General features: G+C 70.9%; 22 protein-coding genes, 1 tRNA gene and 1 pseudogene. 8 read left to right on the top strand and 16 right to left on the bottom strand.

Features of this window, described 5'->3' with window-relative positions; genetic code table 11:
- A pseudogene (locus AB0J40_RS07090) lies at positions 1-232 on the bottom strand (hypothetical protein); the annotation flags it as partial.
- A gap of 422 nt (positions 233-654) precedes the next feature.
- Here AB0J40_RS07090 and AB0J40_RS07085 point away from each other — a divergent pair.
- Both AB0J40_RS07085 and AB0J40_RS07080 read left to right on the top strand, forming a co-directional pair.
- Positions 655-1,725: a CoA ester lyase gene (locus AB0J40_RS07085; protein WP_364448680.1), complete on the top strand. Its 1,071-nt coding sequence runs from the start codon at positions 655-657 to the stop codon at positions 1,723-1,725.
- Positions 1,722-2,579 carry a CoA ester lyase gene (locus AB0J40_RS07080; RefSeq protein WP_364448677.1) on the top strand — a complete coding sequence of 286 codons (858 nt, stop codon included), beginning with the start codon at positions 1,722-1,724 and terminating at the stop codon, positions 2,577-2,579. Before AB0J40_RS07085 ends, AB0J40_RS07080 begins: the two co-directional genes overlap by 4 nt.
- Before the next feature lie 15 nt (positions 2,580-2,594).
- Here AB0J40_RS07080 and AB0J40_RS07075 read toward each other — a convergent pair whose 3' ends face one another.
- The 10 genes from AB0J40_RS07075 to AB0J40_RS07030 form a co-directional block, all read right to left on the bottom strand.
- Positions 2,595-3,437: a CU044_5270 family protein gene (locus AB0J40_RS07075; RefSeq protein WP_364448676.1), complete on the bottom strand. Its 843-nt coding sequence runs from the start codon at positions 3,435-3,437 to the stop codon at positions 2,595-2,597.
- Entirely contained in the window at positions 3,430-3,945 is a 516-nt protein-coding gene (locus AB0J40_RS07070) for a sigma-70 family RNA polymerase sigma factor (RefSeq protein WP_364448673.1), read from the bottom strand. Before AB0J40_RS07070 ends, AB0J40_RS07075 begins: the two co-directional genes overlap by 8 nt.
- A 62-nt stretch (positions 3,946-4,007) precedes the next feature.
- Positions 4,008-5,393: an amidase gene (locus AB0J40_RS07065; RefSeq protein WP_364448670.1), complete on the bottom strand. Its 1,386-nt coding sequence runs from the start codon at positions 5,391-5,393 to the stop codon at positions 4,008-4,010.
- A gap of 9 nt (positions 5,394-5,402) precedes the next feature.
- Positions 5,403-6,158 (bottom strand): SDR family NAD(P)-dependent oxidoreductase, encoded by a 756-nt coding sequence (locus AB0J40_RS07060; protein WP_364448668.1) that lies wholly within the window; start codon positions 6,156-6,158, stop codon positions 5,403-5,405.
- On the bottom strand, positions 6,155-7,567 hold the full coding sequence (locus tag AB0J40_RS07055) for an aldehyde dehydrogenase family protein (RefSeq protein ID WP_364448667.1): 1,413 nt from the start codon (positions 7,565-7,567) through the stop codon (positions 6,155-6,157). The genes AB0J40_RS07060 and AB0J40_RS07055 overlap by 4 nt, the downstream gene beginning before the upstream one ends.
- Complete coding sequence (locus AB0J40_RS07050; protein ID WP_364448664.1) at positions 7,560-8,333, bottom strand: ATP-binding cassette domain-containing protein; 774 nt, start codon at positions 8,331-8,333, stop codon at positions 7,560-7,562. The genes AB0J40_RS07055 and AB0J40_RS07050 overlap by 8 nt, the downstream gene beginning before the upstream one ends.
- Entirely contained in the window at positions 8,330-9,061 is a 732-nt protein-coding gene (locus AB0J40_RS07045) for an ABC transporter ATP-binding protein (protein WP_364448663.1), read from the bottom strand. The genes AB0J40_RS07050 and AB0J40_RS07045 overlap by 4 nt, the downstream gene beginning before the upstream one ends.
- Positions 9,058-9,864 (bottom strand): ABC transporter permease, encoded by an 807-nt coding sequence (locus tag AB0J40_RS07040; RefSeq protein ID WP_364448660.1) that lies wholly within the window; start codon positions 9,862-9,864, stop codon positions 9,058-9,060. The genes AB0J40_RS07045 and AB0J40_RS07040 overlap by 4 nt, the downstream gene beginning before the upstream one ends.
- Complete coding sequence (locus AB0J40_RS07035; RefSeq protein WP_364448658.1) at positions 9,864-10,808, bottom strand: ABC transporter permease; 945 nt, start codon at positions 10,806-10,808, stop codon at positions 9,864-9,866. The genes AB0J40_RS07040 and AB0J40_RS07035 overlap by 1 nt, the downstream gene beginning before the upstream one ends.
- On the bottom strand, positions 10,805-12,295 hold the full coding sequence (locus AB0J40_RS07030) for an ABC transporter substrate-binding protein (RefSeq protein WP_364448656.1): 1,491 nt from the start codon (positions 12,293-12,295) through the stop codon (positions 10,805-10,807). Before AB0J40_RS07030 ends, AB0J40_RS07035 begins: the two co-directional genes overlap by 4 nt.
- A 66-nt stretch (positions 12,296-12,361) precedes the next feature.
- On the opposite strand from AB0J40_RS07030, the gene AB0J40_RS07025 reads away from it, so the two are divergent.
- On the top strand, positions 12,362-13,108 hold the full coding sequence (locus AB0J40_RS07025) for a GntR family transcriptional regulator (RefSeq protein ID WP_364448653.1): 747 nt from the start codon (positions 12,362-12,364) through the stop codon (positions 13,106-13,108).
- Between the two features lie 10 nt (positions 13,109-13,118).
- Complete coding sequence (locus AB0J40_RS07020) at positions 13,119-14,159, top strand: patatin-like phospholipase family protein (protein WP_364448652.1); 1,041 nt, start codon at positions 13,119-13,121, stop codon at positions 14,157-14,159.
- Here AB0J40_RS07020 and AB0J40_RS07015 read toward each other — a convergent pair.
- The 4 genes from AB0J40_RS07015 to AB0J40_RS07000 form a co-directional block, all read right to left on the bottom strand.
- Positions 14,145-14,741 carry a class F sortase gene (locus AB0J40_RS07015; protein ID WP_364448650.1) on the bottom strand — a complete coding sequence of 199 codons (597 nt, stop codon included), beginning with the start codon at positions 14,739-14,741 and terminating at the stop codon, positions 14,145-14,147. The genes AB0J40_RS07020 and AB0J40_RS07015 overlap by 15 nt on opposite strands.
- A complete protein-coding gene (locus AB0J40_RS07010) occupies positions 14,738-15,520 on the bottom strand; it encodes a hypothetical protein (protein WP_364448649.1) in 783 nt (260 codons plus the stop codon). The genes AB0J40_RS07015 and AB0J40_RS07010 overlap by 4 nt, the downstream gene beginning before the upstream one ends.
- 60 nt (positions 15,521-15,580) lie before the next feature.
- The gene (locus AB0J40_RS07005) at positions 15,581-16,621 is read right to left on the bottom strand and encodes a PLP-dependent transferase (RefSeq protein WP_364448646.1); all 1,041 of its coding nucleotides are present in this window, start codon (positions 16,619-16,621) and stop codon (positions 15,581-15,583) included.
- Positions 16,622-16,692: 71 nt separating this feature from the next.
- Positions 16,693-19,911 carry a penicillin acylase family protein gene (locus tag AB0J40_RS07000; protein WP_364448644.1) on the bottom strand — a complete coding sequence of 1,073 codons (3,219 nt, stop codon included), beginning with the start codon at positions 19,909-19,911 and terminating at the stop codon, positions 16,693-16,695.
- 139 nt (positions 19,912-20,050) lie between these two features.
- On the opposite strand from AB0J40_RS07000, the gene AB0J40_RS06995 reads away from it, so the two are divergent.
- From AB0J40_RS06995 to AB0J40_RS06985, 3 genes are all read left to right on the top strand, one after another.
- A complete protein-coding gene (locus AB0J40_RS06995; protein WP_364448643.1) occupies positions 20,051-20,425 on the top strand; it encodes an FKBP-type peptidyl-prolyl cis-trans isomerase in 375 nt (124 codons plus the stop codon).
- 126 nt (positions 20,426-20,551) lie between these two features.
- The gene (locus AB0J40_RS06990; RefSeq protein WP_364448641.1) at positions 20,552-21,304 is read left to right on the top strand and encodes a trypsin-like serine protease; all 753 of its coding nucleotides are present in this window, start codon (positions 20,552-20,554) and stop codon (positions 21,302-21,304) included.
- A gap of 104 nt (positions 21,305-21,408) precedes the next feature.
- On the top strand, positions 21,409-22,149 hold the full coding sequence (locus AB0J40_RS06985) for a trypsin-like serine protease (protein ID WP_364448638.1): 741 nt from the start codon (positions 21,409-21,411) through the stop codon (positions 22,147-22,149).
- A 125-nt stretch (positions 22,150-22,274) separates the two neighbouring features.
- Here the strand turns inward: AB0J40_RS06985 and AB0J40_RS06980 are convergent.
- A tRNA-Leu gene (locus tag AB0J40_RS06980) sits at positions 22,275-22,357 on the bottom strand.
- A gap of 131 nt (positions 22,358-22,488) precedes the next feature.
- Between AB0J40_RS06980 and AB0J40_RS06975 the strand changes: the two genes are divergently transcribed.
- Complete coding sequence (locus AB0J40_RS06975) at positions 22,489-23,724, top strand: DUF3662 and FHA domain-containing protein (RefSeq protein ID WP_364448636.1); 1,236 nt, start codon at positions 22,489-22,491, stop codon at positions 23,722-23,724.
- The last annotated feature ends 4 nt before the right edge of the window (positions 23,725-23,728 follow it).

Genomic DNA, 23,728 nt, shown 5'->3' with positions numbered 1-23,728 from the left:
CGGCGTGTACGTCGGTGCGGAGCTTGGCGACCACGCAGACCTTGCGGCCGAGGATCGTGGTCTCGGGGAGGACGACGCCGTTCCAGCCCAGCTGGGCCGCGGCGGCGCGGGCGAGCTCGTCGACGCTCGCGGGGAGCTCGATCGGCGGCACCACGCGGCTCGGCATCGACCGGCTGCGCTTCGCGCCACCGGCGACCGTCGAGCGCTCGGTGTTCTGAGGTGTAGCCGCCACGAGTCCGCCTCCTTCTAACCTGCACCGCTTCGTGACCGGGGGAAACCGGCACCCAACCTGTCTAACAGCGCGGCGGCGCGGCGTCGCCGGGTAGTGCGAGTGGCTGCGATCGGCGGCGCCCAGCGGTCGATGACCGGTCGGTAGGCGGTCATCCGACTTCGGTCGAACGGTGCGGCCAACCGAGTGATCGCGGGGTGAGTGGCACTACGGAACGGTTCCACCCGACTACCCGGGGCAGAAATCGCCAAACCCGGTCCGACTAGCCCGTTCGGCGCAATACCGGGAGAATCCACAGTGGACGCGGGTCGCTGAGCTGCGGAAGTTCGGCGTCACCCACATGGCGGTGACTTGCGCCGCAGCGGTGACATGCCCTCGCGACTAAAGTTACCGATCAGTCACTTAGTCGTCGCCGTGGAGGACCGATGCGCTCCCCGAAGGACTTCTTCGCCCCGCTCGCACTGGGCGCGCCCGCTCCCGTGCGGGAGATCCCGGTGACGCCGTCCCGGATGATCCACTTCTTCGACCCGGGCAACGAGAAGATGGCGGCCAAGGTGCCGGACATCGCGAAGAAGGTCGACGTCCTGCTGGGCAACCTCGAGGACGCCGTCCGCGCCGACCGCAAGGAGGCCGCGCGCGCCGGGCTCGTCTCGATCGCCAAGGCGAACGACTTCGGGAAGACGCAGCTGTGGACGCGCGTCAACAGCCTCGACTCGCCGTGGGTCCTCGACGACCTGATCACGCTGGTCACCGAGATCGGCGACAAGCTCGACGTGATCATGGTGCCGAAGGTCGAAGGCGCGCAGGACATCCACTACGTCGACCGGCTGCTGGCCCAGCTCGAGGCGCGCGCCGGCCTGACGAAGCCGTTGCTGGTGCACGCGATCCTCGAGACGGCCAGCGGCGTGGCCAATGTGGAGGAGATCGCCGGCGCGAGCCCGCGCATGCAGGGCATCTCGCTCGGCCCGGCCGACCTGGCCGCGAGCCGCCGGATGAAGACGACCCGCGTCGGCGGCGGGCACCCCGGCTACCTGGTGCGCACCGACCCGACCGGCGACGACCTCACCGCGGGCCGGACGACCTACCAGCAGGACCTCTGGCACTACACGGTCGCGCGGATGGTGGACGCCTGCGCGATGCACGGGATCCTGCCGTACTACGGGCCGTTCGGGGACATCCGCGACGTCGTGGCCTGTGAGGACCAGTTCCGCAACGCGTTCCTGCTCGGCTGCGTCGGCGCGTGGAGCCTGCACCCGGTGCAGATCGACATCGCGAAGAAGGTGTTCTCGCCTTCGCCGTCCGATGTGGCCTGGGCGCGCCGGGTGATCGCCGAGATGGGCGACGGCACGGGCGCGGTGATGATCGACGGGAAGATGCAGGACGACGCGTCGGTGAAGCAGTGCCGCGTGGTCGCCGAACTGGCCGACGCCCTCGCGGCGGACGACCCCGAACTCGCCGCGGCCTACGACGCGGCCACCAAGGAGGCCCTCGGATGACCGAGCTGAAGCCGAGGCGGTCCGTCCTCTACATGCCCGGCGCGAACGAAAGAGCGCTGGAGAAGGCCAAGACGATCCCGGCGGACGCGCTGATCCTCGACCTCGAGGACGCCGTCTCCCCCGACGCCAAGGAAGCCGCGCGCGACCGGGTCTGCGCGGCGGTGGGCGACTACGGCGAGCGCGAGGTGACCATCCGCGTCAACGGACTGGACACCGAGTGGCACGACGCGGACCTGCGCGCGGCCGCGTCGGCGGGCCCGGCCGCGGTGGTCGTGCCGAAGGTGAACTCGGCGGCCGAGGTGCACAACATCGAGCGCGCGCTGGAGCTCGGCGGGGCACCGGACCACACGAAGATCTGGGCGATGGTCGAGACGCCGGTCGCGATGCTGCACGCGGAGGAGATCGCGGCGGCGTCCGAGCGGCTGACCGTGCTGGTGATGGGCACGAACGACCTGGCCAAGGAGCTGCACGCGGAGTTCGTCCCGGGCCGCGGCCCGCTGCTGGGCGGGCTGTCGCTGTGCCTGTTGGCCGCGCGCGCGACCGGCAAGGTGATCCTCGACGGCGTCTACAACGACGTGAAGGACCTCGAGGGTTTCGAGGCCGAGTGCGAGCAGGGGCGGCAGTACGGGTTCGACGGGAAGACGCTCATCCACCCCGCGCAGGTCGAGCCGTGCAACCGGATCTTCGCGCCGTCGGAGGAGGAGATCGACCGGTCGCGGCGGATCATCGAGGCCTTCGAGGAGGCGCGCGCGGCGGGTCGTGGTGTGGTCACCGTGGACGGCCGGATGATCGAGAACCTGCACGTCGACAACGCGCGGCGGGTGCTGGCGCTGGCCGAGGCCGTCAAGGGCTGACGGCCCCGGCCGGGTTCACTTCGGCAGGTCGTCCGTCCATTCGCCACTGATCGCGTACGTGTCGCCGTTCGCGTCTCGGTACGGCTTGCCGTCCGGGCCCAGGAACACCGACGAGCTGCCCACCTGGCCGGTCGCCGGGTCGACGACGAGGCGGCCGCCGCCGGGCAGCCGCACGCTCCGGCTGTCCAGCTCGTGCACGCCCGGGTACGCGGCGATCGCGCGGAACGCCGCCGCCCGGACCGCCGGGGGTGCCGGCACCGTGGCGACCAGGTCGATCAGCCCGCCGAGCACCGCGATGTCCAGCTGGTTCGCGGGCAGGCCGTGCCGCGTCAGCCCGGCCGTCAGCCAGGCCCGCAGGGCCGCCGGGTCCGGGGGCAGCGACAGGATCGTGCCGAGGGTGACGTCGTCGTCGCCGTTGATCCGGATGGGCCGGGCGCGGGGCATGGGCTCGGCCTTGCCGTGGGTGTTCTCGCCGCGGTACCACTCCTGCCCGTCGGTGGTCGTCCAGTACTCCCAGGTCGCCTTGCCCACCTTCGTGGTCGTGTGCCAGTACTTGCCGGTGCCGACCTGGGTGCGCTCGGCGGCCGTGGCCGCCGCCAGCAGGACCTGCGGACCGGTGTAGACCGGTGCCACCGCCCGGGGAGGCGGCGGCGGGGTCGGCGGTCCGGGCACGGTCGCCACCACGACCGCGACGGCCGCCGCCGCGGCGACGAGCCCGGCGCCGATCGCCAGGGGCAGGATCCGCCTGCGCCGCCTGCCGAGCACGTGGTCCCGCAGCCGGTGGCGGCTGCGGTCGACGACGTCCTGGGACGGCTCGTCGGGCAGGAGCGCCGAGCGCAGGGTCTCGAGGTCATTCATCGGTGGCCTCCGGGGCGAGGACGGGGGTGAGCTTCTTGCGGGCGCGCGTCAGCCGGGAGCCGACCGTGCCCGGGGAGATGCCGAGTGCCTCGGCCACTTCCGCGTAGCCGAGGTCGGCGAGGGCGACGAGCAACAGCACGTCTCGCTCGCCCGAGGTGAGCCGCGACAACGCCTTCCCCAGCTGCCCGGCCACGACGACGCGGTTTTCGTGTCCCTCGTGGGGCCGGGGCGCGTCGAGCCGCGAGAGGGCTCGGTAGTGGCGGGCTTCCTTGCGGCGGTGTCTCGACACCAGGTTCGTCGCGATGCCGAACAGCCAGGCGCGCAGGTCGCCGCGGGCGGGGTCGAACGTCCTGCGGCGGTCGAACGCCACCAGGAAGGTCTCGGCGGCGACGTCCTCCGCGACCTGCGCGCCGAGCCGGCCGGCGACGTAGCGGTAGATCTCGGCGAAGTGGCGGTCGTGCACCTCGGTGAACCGGTCGGAGCCGGTCACCGGGGCTGCCTCTGTCATGGGGTTCCTTCCCGTCGGCGACAGCTTCCCCTCCACTTCGCCGCGGGACCGGAGTTTCTTCCCTATCCGATCGGCCAGGGCCGCTGCGGGCCGCGGAGCCGCTCGTACGCCGCTGCCGCGCGCAGGACGCCGAGGTCGTCGAAGCGGCGGCCGCTGAGCTGGACGCCGATCGGGCGGCCGTCTTCGGTGTAGCCGCAGTTCAGCGACACCGCCGGCTGGCCGGACATGTTGTACGGGACCGTGAACGCGATGTGCTCGAACGGCCGCGCGGGGTCGTTCGTCGGCGACGCCCACTCCGCCGGCGGCGCCGCGACCGGGCACGTCGGCGACAGCACGACGTCGTAGGCGGAGGTCGCCCGCAGGGTCGCGACGCTGATCGCGTCGATCTGGGCGAAGCCGCGGTAGGCGTCCACTCCGGACACCTCCGCGCCGCCCGCCGCCCAGTCCGCGATGTACGGCAGGACCTTCGCGCGGCGGTCCGGCGACAGCGCCGTCATGTCCGACCACGCGCGCGTGCGCCAGAAGACGTCCAGGCCGTCGAGCATTTCGCGGGTCAGGAACGGCTCGACCGGCTCGACGATCGCGCCCGCGGCCTCGAAGACGCGGGCGGCCGCCGTGACCGCGTCGAGCGTGGCCGCCTCCACCGGAAGGCCCACGCCTGGGTCCAGGTGCAGGCCGACGCGCAGGCCGGCCACCGGAGAGTCCAGCGAAGACCAGTCCAGCTCCGCCGGCGGCAGGCTGAGGTGGTCACGCGCGTCGGGCGCCGAGAGCACGCTCATCAGCAACGCCGTGTCGGCGACCGTGCGGGTCATCGGGCCCGCCACCCGGCCGAGGAACGGCGGGTCGACCGGCACCCGGCCGAAGCTCGGCTTCAGCCCGGCCAGACCGCACCAGCCCGCGGGCAGCCGGATCGAGCCGCCGATGTCCGTGCCGACGTGCAGCGGGCCGTACCCCGCCGCGGCCGCCGCGCCCGCGCCCGCGCTCGAACCGCCCGGCGACGCCGAGGTCAGCCACGGGTTGCGGGCCGTCTCGTGGAAGCTCGACAGCCCGGACGTCAGCATTCCGTAGTCCGGCATGGTCGTCTTCGCCAGCAGGACGCCGCCGGACTCGCGGACCCGCGCGGCCGCGGGGGCGTCCTCCGCAGCGGGGGTCAGCGCCGTCGCCGCCGTGCCCAGCGGGACCGGCGTGCCGCGCGTGGCGATGTTCTCCTTGAGCGTCAGGGGGACGCCGTCGATCGGCCCCAGTGGTTCGCCGGCGTGCCAGCGCGCTTCGGCGGCCTTCGCGTCCGCACGCGCGCTTGAAGGGTCGTACGCGTACAACGCGTGCAGCTCCGGCTCTCGCGCCTCGATACGCGCGAGAACCGCTTCGGTCACCTCGACCGGCGAGAGCGTCTTCGCGCGGTACTGCGCGACGAGTTCGACGGCGGTGAGGTCGGGCAGCTCGGTCATCAACGCTCCTCAGGAAGCAGGCGGTTCGAAGCGGCCGTCGACGGCGGTCCAGCCACCGTCCACCGCCAGCACTGAGCCGGTCACGAACGACGAGGCGTCCGAGGCGAGGTACACGACGGCACCGGCCAGCTCGTCCGGACGCGCCCAGCGGCCCAACGCGCCCTTCGTCGCGTACGCGTCGTACCACTCCGGGTTCGCCTTGATCTGCGCGGTCAGCGGGGTCTCGACGACGCCGGGGGCGATCGCGTTGACCCGCACGCCGGCCGGGCCGAACTCCGCCGCGGCCGTGCGGAACAGCTGGACGAGACCTGCTTTCGTCGCCGCGTACGGGCCTTGGCCGGGCTCGACGGTCGTCCCGCGGATCGACGAGAAGCCGATGATGCTCCCCCGCCCGCGCGCGACCATGCCGGCGCCGAAGGCGCGGACGACCTCGAACGTCACGCCGAGGTTCAGCGCGATCACGCGGTCGAACTCCTCCCGCGTGTAGTCCAGCAAGCGTTTGCGGACGTTCGTCGCGGCGGTCAGCACGACGACGTCGAGCGGCCCGAGGTCGGACGCGGCTTTGTCCAGAGCACCCGGTTCGAGCAGATCGATCTCGTAAGCCTCGCCGACGCCGGCCTCGCGCGCGGCTTCGAGGTCGCGGTCGGCGCACACGACTGAGGCACCGTGCGCCGCCAGTGCTCGCGCGGCTTCGCGGCCGATGCCGCCGGCACCGAGGACCACGGCCCGGCGGCCGTCCAGCCGGAACAACGTCGCGTAGTTCACGGGCGCAGCACCGCCATCCTCGTCACGGTCAGCTCTTCGACGGCGAACCGTGGCCCCTCGCGGCCGATGCCGGAGTCCTTCACCCCGCCGTAGGGCATGGTGTCCGAGCGGAAGCCGGGCACCTCGTTGATCACGACCCCGCCGACCTCCAGCTCGTCGAGCGCGCGGAACGCGGTGTGCAACGACTTGCTGTAGACGCTGGCGTGGAGGCCGTAGCGGGACGCGTTGACCGCGGCGAAGGCTTCGTCCACATCGGACACCGTGCGCACGCAGACGACCGGGCCGAAGATCTCCTCGTCCCAGGCCTCGACGCCGTCCGGGACGTCGAGCAAGACGGTCGGCCGCAGCACCGTGCCGTCGATACCGCCGCCGATCCGGCGAGCGCCCGACTTTTCGATCCACGCCGCGACGCGCTCGGTGGAGCCCGGGTCGATCAGCGCCGACACCCGGGTCTTCTCATCGCGCGGATCGCCGACGACGACCTCGTCGAGCCGCGCCAGCAGCCGTTCGGTGAAGTCCGCGGCCACCGACTCGACGACCAGCACCCGCTGCACCGAGATGCACGCCTGGCCGGACGCGTAGAAGCCGCCGCGCAGCACGGCGTCGGCCGCGGCGTCCAGATCAGCGTCTTCGGCCACGACCAAGGCCGCGTTCGACCCCAGTTCCAGCAACGTCTTCGTCGGGGCCGCGTCGCGGGCGATGCGGTGGCCGACCGCGGCCGAGCCGGTGAACGACACCGCGCCGATCCGGCGGTCGGTCGTCAACGCCGCGCCCACGGCCGCGTTGCCGGTGACCAGCTGGACCATCGCCGGCACCGGGGCGAGCTGCCGGATCAAGTGCACCAGCCAGAGCGTCGCCAGCGGCGTCTGCGGCGCCGGCTTGACGATCACCGGGCAGCCGGCGGCGATGGCGGGCGCGATCTTGTGCGACGCCAGGAGCAGCGGGTAGTTGAAGCCCGCGATGCCGACGACGACACCGATCGGCTTCCGCTTCCAGAACCCGACCAGTCCGTCGCCGGACGGCAGCAGGTCGAGCGGCACGGTTTCGCCGTGCAGCCGGGACACCTCTTCGGCCGCGGCTTCCCAGGTGACGATCGTGCGCGCGACCTCGACGCGGCAGTCGACCAGCGGCTTGCCGGTCTCCAGCACCAGCAGGTCTTCGAACTCGGACCGGCGCGCGGCAAGAGCGGCAGCCACGTCGTTCAGCAGAGCACGGCGTGTCCGCGAAGGCAGCGAAGCCACTTCGCGCGCGACGGCGACAGCCTCGTCCACGGCGCGAGTGGCCAGCTCGGGAGTCCCGATCGGCGCGGTGCCGATGACGCTCCCGTCGTACGGGAAAACGATTTCCGAGGTATCCACAGTGGACACCCAGCCGGCGCCGATCGGGAGTCCTCCGGGGTAGTCAGGCATCTTCACCTCCGCTCAACCGGGCCAGCTCCGCGCGCAGGTTCGGCGCGGCTTCGAGGAGTTCTCGCGTGTACTCGTGCCGTGGCGCGTCGTAGACCTGCGCGACGTCGCCCAGCTCGACGATCTCGCCGCGGCGCATCACCGCGACCCGGTCGCAGACGTGCCGGACGACGCCGAGGTCGTGCGACACGAAGACGAGCGTCAGCGCGAACTGGTCCACCAGGGACGCCAGGAGGTCGAGGATCTGGCCGCGCACGGAGACGTCGAGGGCGCTGACCGGCTCGTCGGCGATCAGCACGCTCGGGTTCGGCGCCAGCGCGCGGGCGATCGAGATCCGCTGCCGCTGGCCGCCGGAGAACTGGTGCGGGTACCGCTGCGCGGCGTCGGCGGGCAGGCCGACCGCGGCCAGCAGCTCGGCGACGCGATCGGGTTCGCGGTGGCCGAGCGGCTCGGAGACGATGTCCCGCACGCGCATCCGCGGGTCGAGCGAGCCCATCGGGTCCTGGAAGACGATCTGCAGTTCGGAGCGCAGGAAACCGAGCTTGCGTTCGGGCAGGTTGTCGATGCGCCTGCCCTGGAACGAGACCGTGCCGGCGGTCGGCTTGTCGAGCGCGGCCAGCAGCCGGACCAGCGTCGACTTGCCCGAACCGGACTCGCCGACGATGCCGAACCGCTGGCCGGCCTCGACGTCGAAACTGACCCCGCGCAACGCGTGCACGTCCCGGCGGGCGTACCGGCGTTCGAGGTCGCGGACTTCGATGATGCTCATCGGCGCGCCTCCAAGTCCGAAGCATCCAGGAGCTTGCGCGTGTAGGCATGCGAAGGCGACGTCAGGACTTCGCGCGTCGAGCCCGCTTCGACGATCTCGCCGTCCAGCATCACGAGCACGCGCTCGCACACCGAGGCGACCACCGCGAGGTCGTGCGTGATGAACAGCAACGCGCTTTCGGCGGGCAGCGACGTCTTGATGAGCGAGAGGATCTGGGCCTGGACAGTGACGTCGAGCGCGGTCGTCGGCTCGTCGCAGATCAGCAGCGACGGCTCGTTGGCCAGCGCCATCGCCAGCACGACCCGCTGGCGCTGCCCGCCGGAGAGCTGGTGCGGGTACGCGCGGGCCGTGCCCGGCAGGCCGACCGCGGCAAGCAGGTCTTCGGCGCGGTGCCGGCGGCCGTGGATCCGCCCGGGCTCGGTGACCTGGCGGCCGACGCGCATGGCCGGGTTCAACGCCGTCATCGGCTCCTGGAAGACCATCGCCAGCTCATCACCGCGCAACCGGGACAGGTCCTTTTCGGACATTCCCAGCAGTTCGCGGCCGTGCAGGGAAACCGAGCCGGACGCGCGGAGCTCTTCGGGCAGCAGGCCCATGATCGACAACGCCGTCAACGACTTCCCGGACCCGGACTCGCCGATCAGGCCGACGCGCTCGCCGGCGCCGATCTCGAAGGACACGTCCCGGACGAGAGAAGAAACGGTGAGGCCACGCACGGAGAGCGTCATACGCGGGCCGCCAATCGGGGGTCCAGGCGGTCGCGCAGGCCGTCGCCGAGGAGGTTGAACCCGAGGACGGCGACGGCGATCGCGATGCCCGGCACCAGCGCCAGCCGCGGGTGGACGGTCAGCAGTTCCTGGGACTCCTGCAGCATCCGGCCCCACGACGGCGTCGGCGGCCGTGTCCCGAAGCCGAGGAACGACAGTGCCGCCTCGGCGAGCACGGCGATCGCGAACGACACCGACGCCTGCACGATCAGCAGGCCGGAGATGTTCGGCAGCACGTGCCGCACCGCGATCGTCAGGCGAGTCCGGCCGCCGGCGCGGGCGGCGAGCACGAACTCCGTGCTCATCACCTGCAGCGTCCCGGACCGGGCGATCCGCGCGAACGACGGGATGGTCGCGATGCCGATGGCGACCATCGCGGTCAGGGTGTCCGCCCCGAACACCGCGCCGAACATGATGGCCAGCAGCAGCGCGGGGAACGCGAGCACGAGGTCGTTGACGCGCATGACGAACTCGCCGAGCCACCGCGGCGACATCCCGGCGAGGATGCCCAGCGGCGTGCCGATCACCGCGGCGATGCCGACCGCGACGACACCGACGTACAACGTCGTCCGCGCGCCGACCATGATCTGGCTGAGCAGGTCGCGGCCGAACTTGTCGGTGCCGAACCAGTGCGCCGCGCCGACGTCGAGCAGCCGGTGGGTGGCGTCGACCTTGACCGGGTCGAACGGCGTCCAGAAGAACGACAGCAGCGCGGCCAGCACGACCAGGCCGACGAGCACCGCGCCCAGCACCAGATTGCGCATCACGAACCTCGCAATCGCGGGTCGAGCACGGTGTAGAGGACGTCGACGACGAAGTTGACCAGCAGCACGCCCACCACCAGCACCAGTACGATTCCCTGCACGGTCAGCAGGTCGCGGGCGGCGACGGCGTCGAGCAGCATCGAGCCAAGGCCCGGCAGCACGAACACGCGCTCGACGACGACCGCGCCGATCAGCAGGGTCGCCAGCTGCAGCCCGAGCACGGTCACCACCGGCACCGACGCGTTGCGCAGGCCGTGCCGCACCAGCGCCTGCCCGGGTCGGAGCCCCTTGGACCGCGCGGTGCGCAAGTAGTCCTGCCCCAGCGTGTCCAGCACCGCCGACCGGACATAACGCGTCAAAACCGCGCCCTGCACCAGGCCCAGCGACAACGCGGGGAGGATCAGCCCGCGGACGAACTCACCGAAATTCTGGTCCGGTGGTATCCACCCGCCGGACGGCAGCCAGCGCAGCTGCACGGCGAAGATCTGCACCAGGATGATCCCGGCGAGGAACGCGGGGATCGCGACGCCGATCTGCGACAGCCCGGAAACGCCCGCGCCGGACGCCTTCCGGTGCTTCACCGCGGCGAACGTCCCGGCCGGCACGGCGATCACGAGCGCCACCAGCATGCCCGCGCCGACCAGCCAGAGCGTGACGCCGAGGCGGTCGAGCAGCTGCGGGCCGATCGCCTCGCGCGTGACGTACGAGCGGCCGAAGTCGCCGTGCAGCACGCCGCCGATCCAGTCGACGTACTGCGTGACCAGCGGCCGGTCGATGCCGAACTCCGCGCGGGTCTTGGCGAGCAGCTCCGGTGTCGCGTTGACGCCGAGCGCGACCTGCGCCGGATCGCCCGGCAGCACGGCCATGAAGAGGAACACCACGATCGACGCGACCAGCACGCTGACCACGAAGATCGCCACCCGGCGCAGCACCCTCGCGGTCATCGCGGCGCCAGCCCGGTGAGGTCGAACGACTCGCTGACCTGGTTCTGGACGAACCCGCCGACCTTGGCCTTCGCGACGATGACGTTGGGGAACAGGAAGAGCCAGTCCGCGGCCGCGTCGGTGTTGAGCTGCCGCGCGACCTGCTTCATGTCGGCGACCTGCTGCTCCGGCGTGCCGCTGTCGGCTTCGGCGAGCAGTTGCTGCACGCGCTTGCTGTCGTAACCCCAGTAGTACTTCGGCTTCCCGAACGTCGTGATGTCCCGGGCTTCGACGTGCTGGATGATCGACAGGTCGTAGTCGTGGTCGGTGAACACCTGCTTGAGCCACACCGCGGGGAAGTCGAGGGGCTCGATCGTCGTACGCACACCGACGTCGGCCAGCTGCGACTGCACGACCTGCGCGGCCGACACCGCGTACGGCAGGTTCGGGATCCGCAGCCGCAGGTTCAGGTTCGTCGCGTGCGCCTCCGTCAGCAGCGCCTTGGCCTTGGCGGGATCGAACGGGTAGACGGTCGACAGGTCCTCGTACCAGGGGTCGGTCGGCGGGACCATGCTGCCGATCAGCGTGCCGCGGCCCGCCCACGCCGTGTCCAGCAACGCCTTCCGGTCGATCGCGTACGTCAGCGCCTGGCGCACGCGGACGTCGTTCAGCGGCGCCCGCTGGTTGTTCATCGCGAGCGTGACCTCGCTGTTCGACGTGCCCTGGATGACCTGGAACCGGTCGTCGGCCTGGAACTGCGGGATCGAGTCCGGCGCGGTGATCGCCGAGATGACGTCGATGCCGTTGCTGGACAACGCGTTGTTCAACGCGGTCGGGTCTTTGATGTACTTGAGGACCACGGTCGAGTATGCCGGCTTACGGCCCCAGTACGCGGGGTTCGCCTTCAGCACCACGGAGTCGCCGCGCTTGCGCGCCGCCACGACGTACGGCCCGGTGCCGACCGGCTTGTTCGCCAGGTCCGCGACGCCGGTCGGGCTGAACATCGCGCCGAGCCGGCTGGTCAGGCTGAACAGCCAGCCGTTGGACGGCTTCGAGAGCACGACCCGCGCGTGGTCCGGCGCGACGACGTCGACGTGGTCGAGGACGTCCATCGTGGACTTGATCGAGATCGTCCAGTCGGTCTTCACGCGCAGCAGCGAGAACTTGACGTCCTCGGCGGTGAACGGCGCGCCGTTGCTGAACTTCACACCGGTCCGCAGCTGGAAGTCGTAGGTGCGACGGTCCGGGCTGATCGTCCACGACTTCGCCAGCAACGGCACCACGCGACCCTGCGAGTCGAGCTTCACCAGGCCTTCGTAGACGTTGTAGAGCAGCGCCTGCGGGATCGCGGCGCCGTCCGTGCGGGTGAAGTCGAAGTTCGCCGGCTCCGCCGTGAAGCCGACGGACAGTGTGTCCGGACCAGCGGAAACACTGGCCGACGAGCCCGCCGAGCAGCCGGACACCACGAGCAGCAGCGCCGCTGCCAGCACGGGAATCCGGACTTTCATCTGGCCTCCACGTCGGTACACTGGTCTGACCAGTAGCCTGCACGCGACGGACGTCGAGGTCAAGGGATGCGGTTCGAACCGGTGGCTCCGGTCCGCGCGTACGAGCGGGTCGTCGAGCAGATCGAGCAGGCCGTGATCAGCGGCGCGCTCAAGCCGGGCGAGCGCCTGCCCAGCGAGCGCGAGCTGATGACGCAGTTCGGCGTCGGCCGGTCGACGATCCGGGAAGCGCTTCGCGTGCTGCAGGCCGCCGAGATGATCCGGTCGCGGCCCGGTGACCCGCGCGGGCCGGAGGTGCTGGCCGCGTCCTCCGCCGCGTTGCACCGGTCGATGCACCGGCTCGCGCGCGCCGACCACGTCGGGCTCGCCGAGCTGCTGCAGTTCCGGATGATCCTCGACGGCTCGGCCCACCTGCTCGCGGCCGAGCTGCGCACCGACGACGACCTGACCGGCCTGGACACGGCGTTGGAGGCGATGCGCGAAGGCGTCTCGCACGGCTACGCGGAGTTCAGCCGCGCCGATGTCGCGTTCCACGAAGTCATCGCGCGCATCTCGCGCAATCCCCTGCTCGTCGTCAGCGAGGAAGTCGTCCGCGGGGTCGTGCTGGAACTCATCGAGGACAAGCTGGAGCACGCCAGCAACCGGACGTCGCTGATGCGCGCGTGGCTGGCACACCACGCCGAAGTGCTCGCCGCGATCCGCTCGGCCGACGGCGCCGGCGCGGCGCACCTGGCCAAACAGGCGTTGTACGACAACTACGCCGAATACGTCCCCGCCGAGCGGCGCCCGATGCTCGAACCGTTGCTGCGGTCCTAAACTCGGCGAGGTGGACGCGGCGAAACGGGACGGGGTCGGGCTCGCGCTGTCCGGCGGTGGCTATCGGGCGATGCTCTTCCACGCGGGCGCGCTGTGGCGGCTCAACGAACTCGGCTGGCTGCCGAAGCTGACCACCGTCTCCAGCGTCTCCGGCGGCTCGATCGCGGCCGGGGTGCTCGCGCACGCGTGGCACAAGCTGTACTTCGGCGACGACGGCGTGGCGGAGAACTTCGGCAAGGAAGTCGTGCAGCCGCTGCGGAAACTCGCACGCACCAACCTCGACATCCCGGTGACGCTCAAGACGATGTTCATGCCCTGGCGCAGCGCGGGCGAGGAACTGGCACTGCGGTACGCGAAGCACCTCTTCGGCGACTGCCGCCTTTCGGACCTCGACCCCGCCGGGCCGAACTTCGTGTTCACCGCGACCAGCCTGCAGGACGGCTCGCTGTGGTGGTTCTTCCGGCAGCCCGGCCCGCACGGGCAGGTCCCGCTGGCGACCGCGGTGGCCGCGTCCTCCGCGTTCCCTCCCCTGCTTTCCCCGGTCGTGATCCCGGATCCGCACCGGCCCGACCGCAAGATCGTGCTCAGCGACGCCGGCGTGTACGACAACCTCGGCCTCGACCCGATCGAGAACCAGCGCGCGACCGTCCTGGTCAGCGACGCCGGGAAGAAGATGAAGCACGAGGAAAAGCCGCACCACAACTGGCCGATGCAGCTGTTCCGCGTGCTGACCGTGATGGACAACCAGGTCCGCGAGCTGCGCACCGGCTCGCTGCTCAAGTCCTATGAGGACAAACAGTTCGCCGGAACGTACTGGGCGACCTACAGCGACATCACGCACTTCGACCTGCCGGACGCGCTGCCGGCCCCGGTCGAGCGGACCCGCGCGCTGGCCGAGACGAAGACCCGGCTGAGCCGGATGTCCGAAAAGGTGCAGGACAACCTGATCAACTGGGGCTACGCGGCCTGCGACGCGGGCATGCGCCGCTGGGTGTGCCCCGGGACGCCGCTGAAGCCGGAGTTCCCGTACCCCGGCTCAGGCGTCGGCTAGGTTCGCGTAGACGACGATGTTGTCCTTGTAGCTGTGCTCGGCGTGGTCGAACACGCCACCGCAGGTGATCAGGCGCAGCTCGGGCCGGTCGCTGTTGCCGTACACGGCCTCGCGCGGGAAGGTGTCCTTCGGAACCTGCGTGACGCGGTCGACGACGAACTTCAGCTTCCGGCCGTCACTGCGGTCGATGTCCACCTCGTCGCCGGGCGCGAGGTCCTTGAGCTTGTAGAAGATGCCGGGCTTCTTGTCGCCGTCGACGTGCCCGAGGACGATCGCCGGGCCGACGTCGCCGGGCACCGGCGAGAGCTTGTACCAGGCCGCCTGCATCGGCGTGTGCACCGACGGCACGGAGATCGAGCCGTCGGTGTTGACCGCCACGGCGAGCAGGCTGGACTCCGCGCCGATCTTGGGGATCTTGACCGACGTCGGCCGCAGTCCCTTGAACGGCTTGGTGACGGGAATCGACGAGGTGACGGGCGCCGGTGCCGCGGCGGGCTTGGGGTCCGCCGCGGAACCACAGCCCGCCGACGTCAGCGCAACGGTGAGCGCGGCGACCGCCACGCTCACCCGGCGGACGGTCACCAGGCCATGCCGCCGAAGCCGGTTTCGACCCCGCCCTTGGGCGCGACCTTGACCTGGGCCTTCGGTGCGGCGTTGCCGGAAGGTGTGGTGGCCGGCACCGAGGTCGCCGTGGTGACCGGCGCGGTGCTCGACGGCGAGGCGCTGGAGCTGGTCGCCGTGGTGGTGGAGCTGGTCGCCGTGGTGGTGCTGGTCGTCGGCGGCTGCTCCTGCTCGAACTCGACGACGCCGTTGCCCTCGACACCGGCGCAGGTCCAGCTGAACTTGCCGGTGGTCGTGCCGGCCGGGAGGTCGGCCACCCGCACGGTGTAGTTCCAGAGCAGGCCGTTCGCACCGTCCTGGTCCGGGCCGCTGGTCACGTCGAGGTACTGGGTCGCCACGTTGCCGGGCGCTCCGGCCGCGCAGGCGATGACCAGGACACCTTCGCCGCCGAGGCCGACGAAGCCGTGGCCGACGTTGTCCTGCTGGGGCTCGTCCTTCGGGGGCTCCTGGGTGTCGCCCTTGAGCTCGGGCTCGGCCTTGGGCGCGACCCGCTTGTCCGTGGTCTTGACCTCGGACGGGGTCGCGGTCGCGATGCCCGAAGTGGACGAAGGCACCGTGGTCGGGGTGTCCGAAGTGGTCGCGGAGCTGCTCGAAGTCGTCGAAGTTTCCGAAGTGGACGTGCTGGTTTCCGGGCTCGACGTGGGGGTTTCGTCGTCCGCGAGCGCGGCGGGCGTGGCGGCGAAAGTGGCCAGCGCCGCCGCGGAAACGACGCCCGCGACCCGGTTCAGCGTTCTACCCACGATGACTCCCAACGGCGGTCGACCTGCGATGCCGGACTATCGAGGTCTCACCCGTCCGCGTTACTCCGGGAGGGCGAAGGTCAGATCCGCCCAAAGGTCCTCCGGGTCCTCCAACCCGACGCTGAACCGGATCAGCCCCGGCGGGACGCGCTCTTCGCCGGGGAGCCAGGCCCGCCGTTCGACCAGGCTTTCGACGCCGCCGAGGCTGGTCGCCGGGACGATCAGCCGGGTCGACGCGCAGAAGCGGTCGGCCGTCTCGGCGTCGGCCAGCTCGAAGGCGACCATCATCCCGAAGCCCGGGTAGCGCACGCGCGTCACCGCGGGGTGCTCGCCGAGCCGCGACGCCAGCAGCGCGGCGGTGCGGGACTGCTCGGCCAGCCGCACCGGCATGGTCCGCAGGCCCCGGAGGGCGAGCCAGGCTTCCAGGGCACCCGGCGTCGACCCGACGCGGGTCCGCGCGCCCTTCAGTTCGGCCGCGACCTCGGGATCCTTGGCGACGGTGATGCCCAGCAGCAGGTCGCTGTGCCCGCCGATGGCCTTGGTCGCGCTGTGCACGACGACGTCGGCGCCCAGCTCCAACGGCCGCTGGAGCAGCGGCGTCGCGAAGGTGTTGTCGACGACCACCCGGCCGCGCGCGGCGGCGGCGATGGTCTCGATGTCCATCACGTCGAGGGTCGGGTTGGTCGGCGACTCGAGCCAGACCAGGTCGGACGTCGCCGCCTCGGCGACCCAGGCTTCGGTGTCGGTCGGGTCCAGCTCGGTGACGGCGAGCTTGCCGAGCTTCTGCGCGTGGGCGAGCACCCCGCGCGTGACGGCGTAGCTGAACGTCGGCACGACCACCCGCGACCCGACCGGCAGCAGGTCCAGCACCGCGGACAGGGTGGCGACGCCGGACGCGAACGCCGTCGCGTGGCCACCCTCCAGCGCACCGACGGCCTCTTCCAGCGCGTGCCAGGTCGGCGTCCCGTCACCGCGCGCGTACACGAAGTCGCCACCGGCCTGGTACGTGCTGGTGGCGACGAGCGGGGTGTTCAGCGGCTCGCCGGGACCGTGCGGCCGGCCGGCGGCGATGGCCTTGGTGCGGGGCGTCCAGTCGTCCATGCGCCTCACGGTAACCGCGCGCCCGGTGGGGTGGCCGGGCCGCCCGCGCGTCCACGGGCGGCCCGGCCTGCTCAGTGGGCGTACACCTCGAACTCGTACAGCGAGTAGCCGTACTTCGTGCCGCGCTGGACGCCCTGCATCTTCACGAACCGCGCCGGCGTCGGGGCGAACGAGACGTTGTCCTGCCCGCCGTCGCCGTCGGTGACCACGGCCGCGTCCGTCCAGTTCACCGCGTCGGGCGAGGTCTGGATCTTGTAGCTCTTGCCGTACGCGGCCTCCCAGCTCAGGAGCACCCGCGAGACCTGCTGGACCGAACCGAGGTCGACGGTGATCGCCTGGTCGTCGCTCCAGTCGCTGGCCCAGCGGGTCGAGGCGTTCCCGTCGATCGCGTTCGACGCCGGCGAGTTGTAGAAGCCGGTTTCGGCGCTGGTGGCGCTGACCGTCTTCCCCGGCGCGAGGTTCGCGATGTTGTCGCCGCGGTGCGCGGTGTACTCGACGACCTGCTGGAACGTCGGGCGGTTCTGCCAGCTGATCTTGTCCTGCGTGATGCCGCCCAGCGGGTTGTGGACGATCGTGTCGGCGCACCACTGGTCACCCGCGGAGCAGCTGCCGTCCCCGGGGTAGACGGTGTTCGCGGCCTGGCCGGCGGCCGTGGTCAGCGAGTCGACGAGCGCCTGGCGGCACGTCGTGACGTTCCCGCCGCCGCAGAACGTCTGGGCGAGCGGGCCGGCCACCGGCTGGCCGAGCACCTGGCGGATGTCCTTGCTGACGTAACCCCACCAGCCGAACTGGAACGACGAGCCCTTGTGCGGCTGGCCGGTGTGCTGGCCGTTGCCGTTCTGCCACCCGGACGGGCTTTCGTTGATGCCCAGCACGCCGGTCATCGCGTTGTAGGCGTCGTCGCCCATGCCCGGCTTGAACTCGGCCTGGACGAGCAGCGGCCACCAGGCGTCGAAGATGCGGATCGCGTCGGCGTCGGCGTACGCCTTGCTGCCGGCCGAGGTCTCCTTGCGGAGGTGGCCGTTCGCGAGCCACGTCTTGAGCTTCGCCTCGGCGTCGGCGGCCGCGCCGGTCGTCGGCGTCTTGTCGAGCACCTGCAGCAGGAGCGGCAGGACACGCTCGGCGCGCAGGTCCGCGAGCGCGGCGTCCGCCATCGCCTGGGTCAGGTTGACCCGGGTGACCTTGGTACCGCTGGAGATCAGCTGCTTGACGCGCGAGTCGAGCAGGTCGACGCGATGCACGGCGGACTTGTCCGCGCCCGCGGCCGCGTAGCCGTTGGCCTGCGCGTTGTTCCAGCTGACGTAGTAGTCCTGGTTGATCGACTGCGGGTGCTGCGACGCCGGCGTGTAGGTCGCGATGTTGCCCGCCGGGTTCCAGCCGTTCCAGTCGTGGCCCTGGTCGCCCCACACCGGCATGTTGGGGTCCACATTGGACTGCCGGGAGGGGTTGGCGCCGGAGTTGAAGTAGGCGATGTCCTTGGAGTCGGCGTAGAACCAGTTGAACGTGTAGTTGATGTCGGCCGCGGCCTTCTGGAAGTCCGCCGCGGACTTCACGAAGCCCGGGTCGTTCAGCTCCTGGAAGCCGATCAGCGAGTCGACCTCGTGGAAGTAGGACGAGCGCAGCGCCGCGTACGCCACCGGCTTGCCGCCGACGGTCGCCCGGCTCTGCACCGGCCCGTACTTCGTCCGGTAGCTGCGCAGCGTGTACGAACCCGCCGCCGTCCCGTCGGCGACGGTCGGCTTCCAGGCGTTCTTCACCTCGACGGTGTCCATCGGGATGCACTGGCCTTGCCAGGTGTAGTAGTTCGAGTCCTTCGTCGGCGCCTTGCCGCTCGGGTCGCACAGCGTCAGCGCGTAGGTGTCGATGATGTCCTGCGCCGACGTCGTCGCGCTCCACGAGTAGTCCTGGCCGCGGCCGAGGAGCACGTACATGCTCAGCCCGGCGAACGCGGCGCCGCGGGCGCTGATGCCCGGCCCCTGCAGCTCCTGCAGCAGGAGCAGCTGCGGGGCGAAGTAGCCGGTCTGCGGGCCGAAGACCGCGACTGGGTGGCCGCTGGCGGTCTTCGCGCCGGAGACGACCAGCGCGTTGGACATGCCGTGCTTCTCGCTCAGCATGTTCCCCGGCAGCACGCCGTTCTCGAACATCCCGCGGGCGGGCTCCTGCTCGGCGGGCGCGGCGACGTCCACAGTGGACGGCGTCGCGGTCGCGGCCGAGCCGGTCTTGTCGAACACCAGCTGCTGCCCGGTCACCGAGCCCTTGTCCGGCAGGGCCTGACCGACGGGGTTGGCCGGCGTCTTGCCGTACGGGAAGGTCTGCCCGTCGTGCAGCGTCTTGACGGCTTCGGGGTCGTCCTCCGAGCGAAGGCTCTGCCACACCTTCTCGCCCTGCACGACGCCGTACTTCTCCTGCATCGCGAGCTTCGCGATGGCGTTCTGCACCTCGCCGCCACCACCGGCGCCGAACTCGGCGCCGACCAGCGAGGCGAGCGCGACCAGGTCGGTCAGCTTGAACGGATCGATCGACCCGGCGTTGGTGATCGAGTCGACGTGCCCGGTCAGCACGTACTCGCCCGGGAAGTACCGGCCGTTGTAGGAGTCGCTGATGTACTTGTTGATGCCGTCGACGTAGGCCTGCGCGTCGGCGAGGCCCTGCGCGCCACGGGGGCCGCTGCTCGCGACGCGGTCGATCTGCTGCTGCAGCTCGGCTTCGGTGTACGGCGCGTTGGCGAAGAACTGCTGCTCCAGCTCGCGGTTGGCTTCCGCGCCACCGGCGAACGGGGTGACCTGCCCGCGCGCGGCGTGGCGCAGGACGTCCATGAGCCACAGCCGGTCCTGCGCGGCGGCGTACCCGGCGCCGAACTCGGTGCCCGAGCGCGTGGTCCCGGTGATGTGCGGGACGCCGAGGGCCTTGTCGCGCACGATCGTCACGTCGGAACGCGGCTTGGTCGTGCTCGCGACCTGGTCGGCGGGGACGCCGAACGACGAGTCGTTGAAGTACTGGTTGATGGCGCCGGTGGTCAGCGTCTTGTAGCCGTTGGCCAGCGAGGAGTACTTCCCCAGCTGGTCGGACGCGTGCGCCGGGCGGGTGCCGAGCACCTTGTGCGCCAGGATGTCGGCGAGGGTGGCGTTGCCGTTCTCGCCGGGCGGCAGGATGTCGCTGCACTGCCCGCCGCAGTAGTCGTCGGGCGACGCGGCCGCCTGCGCGGCCGGAGCGGTGACGGCGACCTGGGTGAGGCCGGCCACGAGGGCCCCCAGTGCCGTCAAGGTCAGGGCGCGGATGCCACGTCGCATGCCGGGCTCCCCTCAGTCAGAAGAGTGACGAAGCGCACGCTACCCACCAGTAAGACAAGTGTGAAGACTTTTCGCGTTTTTCAGCCCTTGGACGTAGTCCGATCGGCGCAGCCTCGCGCGCGTGGGTACGGTGAGCGCCATGACCTTGGAAAAGCCCCAGATCGACCGCCCGGACGGACCTCCACCGGCCGACCTCGAGATCACCGACATCACGGTCGGTGACGGCACGGAAGCCACGTCGGGCAAGACCGTCACCGTGCACTACGTCGGCGTCTCGCACTCGACCGGCGAGGAGTTCGACGCGTCCTGGAACCGCGGCGAGCCGCTGCGGTTCGGCCTCGGTGCCGGCCAGGTCATCTCCGGCTGGGACCAGGGCGTCGCGGGCATGAAGATCGGTGGCCGCCGCAAGCTCGTCATCCCGCCCCACCTGGCCTACGGCGACCGCGGCGCGGGCGGCGTCATCAAGCCCGGCGAAACCCTGATCTTCGTGGTCGACCTCGTCGGCGTGAACTAGGCACGTCGCGGACCGGGTCGCTTCGCACTTGGGCTGAACGGCCGCTTTTCCCCCGGCGCGGCGTCACTACCCTCGGAAGTGATCACCGGCTTTCGACAGCCGGTGCGTGACAAGGGGGATTCACCGATGCGCGTTCGCGCTGTGCTTTCCGCTGCCCTGCTGACGCTGGCCGCCGGTCTCGCCACCGCGGGACCGGCGGCGGCCGTCGCCAACGGCTCCGACGTCCCGGCGGGGACGTTCGGGTTCGCCGCGAAGCTGACGATGACGAACATCCCGAAGCCCGACGGCACGAAGTACAACAGCGCGTGCTCCGGCGCGCTGATCGCCGCGAAGTGGATCATCACCGCGGGCCACTGCTTCCACGACGCCAACCGCAACCGCGTCTCCGGCCCGGTGCCGTACCCGACGTCGGTGCTCCTCGGCACGGTCAACCAGAGCACTCCGGGCGTGACGCGCAACGTCGTCACCGTCTACCAGGCCAGTGCCAACGACATCGCGATCGCGACGCTCGACGCCGACGTCACCGGCATCACGCCGCTGACGGTCAACCGGGTGACGCCCTCGGTGGGGCAGCTGCTGACGCTCGCCGGCTGGGGCAGCCTCACCGCGACCAACCCTGCGCCGTCGACGAAGCTGCAGCAGGGCACTGTCAAGGTGGGCCAGGTCGCGGCGGCCACGCTCGGCGTCCAGGGGGTCGCGCCGACCTCGACCACCAGCGCCTGCGTGTACGACTCGGGCGCGCCCTACTTCGTCGCGGCCGGGTCCGGCGGCCAGCTCGTTTCGGTCGAGTCGACCGGGCCGGACTGCCCGCACAACCAGCTCGAGACCACTTCGCGGGTGGACGTCGTCGCGGACTGGATCGCCTCGCACACCGGCTGAGCCCCCGCCGGGCGTCACCCGGGTGACGCCCGGCCAGGGAATTCCCAGCGTGCGGCCGCGCCAATAGCCTCGAACGTCGATCACCCGACCGACGAAGGGGAAGAATGCGCCTGCGCGCCCTGCTCGCCGCTGTTGTCCTGACCACCGCCTCCGCTCCGGCCGCCTGGGCCGCGCCGGGCGTCGCCCACGGCTCCGACGTACCGCCCGGGCAGTTCGGGTTCGTCGCGAAGCTCGCGATGACGAAGATCCCGCGCCCGGACGGCTCGACCTACAGCAGCTACTGCACCGGCTCCCTGATCGCCCCGGGCTGGGTGCTCACGACGGGCCACTGCTTCCACGACGCGAACCGCAACCGCGTCTCCGGCAAGGTCCCCTACCCGACCACGGTGACGCTGGGCCTGGTCGACGAAGCCACGGAGTCCGGCATCGCCCGCAAGGTGACCGAGGTGGTCCAGGCCAAGGAGAACGACGTCGCCCTGGCCCGCCTGGACAGCCCGGTGACGACGGTGGTCCCGCTGAAGATCGGCCGCTCGGTCCCGAAGGTGGGCCAGCAGCTGACGCTTGCCGGCTGGGGCAGCACCACCAACACGAACCCCGCGCCGGCGAGCCGCATGCAGCAGGGCACGGTGGCGGTCGCCAAGGTGGAGCAGACGACCGTCGGGGTCCGCGGCGCCGCCCCGGAGATCACGACGAGCGCCTGCACGTACGACTCGGGAGCGCCGTACTTCACGGACGGCGAACTGGTGGCGGTCGAGGCGACGGGTCCGGGCTGCCCCCACGCGGGCATCGAGACGGCCAGCCGGGCCGACGTGCTGGCGGCCTGGGTCGCCAAATCGACAGCCTGATACACCCGGAAGTCCGCCGTGAGCGAACACCACGCAGAGCCAAACGGGTGATATTCCCCACCTGATCCCGAGGGCAGGCCAGACACGAAAAAGGGCCCCAGCGTGATGCTGGGGCCCTTTTCGAGTGGGCGAGGAGGGAGTTGAACCCTCACGTCCTTTCGGACACACGGACCTGAACCGTGCGCGTCTGCCATTCCGCCACTCGCCCGAGTGCTTCCTTCAAGCAGCGAGGAGAAGACTAGCAGGTCGTTTGAACAGGTTTCACCGGGGGCCGTGTAGAGGCTCGCTCACCCGGATAGGATCGATAGCGGAAGCACACGTGTGAGGAGGTTTTCCCCGGTGAGCCGCGTCGAGCGTTTCGACAGACGCCTCGAGAACCTGGTGGGGAACACTTTCGCGCGCATGTTCGGTGGCAACGTCGTCACGCAGGAAGTGGCGATCGCCCTGGAGCGGGAGAGTGAGGAGAACGTTCGTGAGCTGGCAGGCGGTCGGCAGCTCGCCCCCAATCACTACATCGTGTCGCTGGGGGCGGCTGACCACGAGCGCATGGCCGGCGACGAGCAACGCGTCACCCAGGTGCTCGCCAAGGCCGTGGCGGAACACCTCGCCGCCGAGGGCCTGGACACCTATGGTGACGTCGTCGTATCACTCGAGCGCAACGAGGCGCTGCATACTGGACAGTTCAAGACCCGTTCGTCCGTCGATCCAGACGCCCGCCCCTCAGGCGCCGGTTCACCGCGGTCGGCACGACCCAGCAACGCAGGAGACCCAGCAATGAGCCAGCCCCCCGGCTACGGCCAATACGACCAGGGTGACCCGTACGGCCAGCAGGGCCAGTACGGCTACGGACAGCAGGGTGGCCAGCAGCCCGGGTACGACCAGGGTTACGGCCAGCCGCAGGGCGGTGGCTACGACCAGTACGGCCAGCAGCAGCCGGGTGGCGGCTACGACCAGTACGGCCAGCAGCAGGGTGGCTACGACCAGGGCGGGTACGCGCAGCCCCAGGGCGGCGGCTACGACCAGGGCTACGGCCAGCCGCAGGGCGGCGGGTACGACCAGGGCGGCTACGCCCAGCCCCAGGGTGGTGGCTACGACCAGGGCGGCTACCAGCAGGGCGGGTACGACCAGGGTGGCTACGCCCAGCCCCAGCAGGGCGGCTACGACCAGTACGGCGGCCAGCAGCAGGGCGGCTACGACCAGTACGGGCAGCAGGCGGCGTACGGCCAGCCGGCCGCCGACCCGTACGGCCAGCAGGGTGGCTACGCCCCGCCGGCGCCGGGCCGCCAGCTCGCGGCGAGCCTGCAGCTGGACGACGGCTCGAACCGCACGTACTCGCTGAAGCAGGGCGGGAACGTCGTGGGCCGCGGCCAGGACGCGGACTTCCGCCTCCCGGACACCGGCGTCTCGCGCCGGCACCTGGAGATCACCTGGGACGGCCAGAGCGCGACGCTCGCCGACATCGGGTCGACCAACGGCACGACCGTGAACGGCACTCCGGTCCAGACCTGGCAGCTCGCGGATGGCGACGTCATCCGGGTGGGGCATTCGTCCCTCGTGTTCCGTACACAGGGCTGACTCC

The organism is Amycolatopsis sp. NPDC049691 (genome assembly GCF_040675005.1).
GTDB lineage: Bacteria > Actinomycetota > Actinomycetes > Mycobacteriales > Pseudonocardiaceae > Amycolatopsis.
The sequence above is the reverse complement of the archived record's forward strand: the minus strand, read 5'-3'. Positions and strand labels throughout refer to the sequence as shown.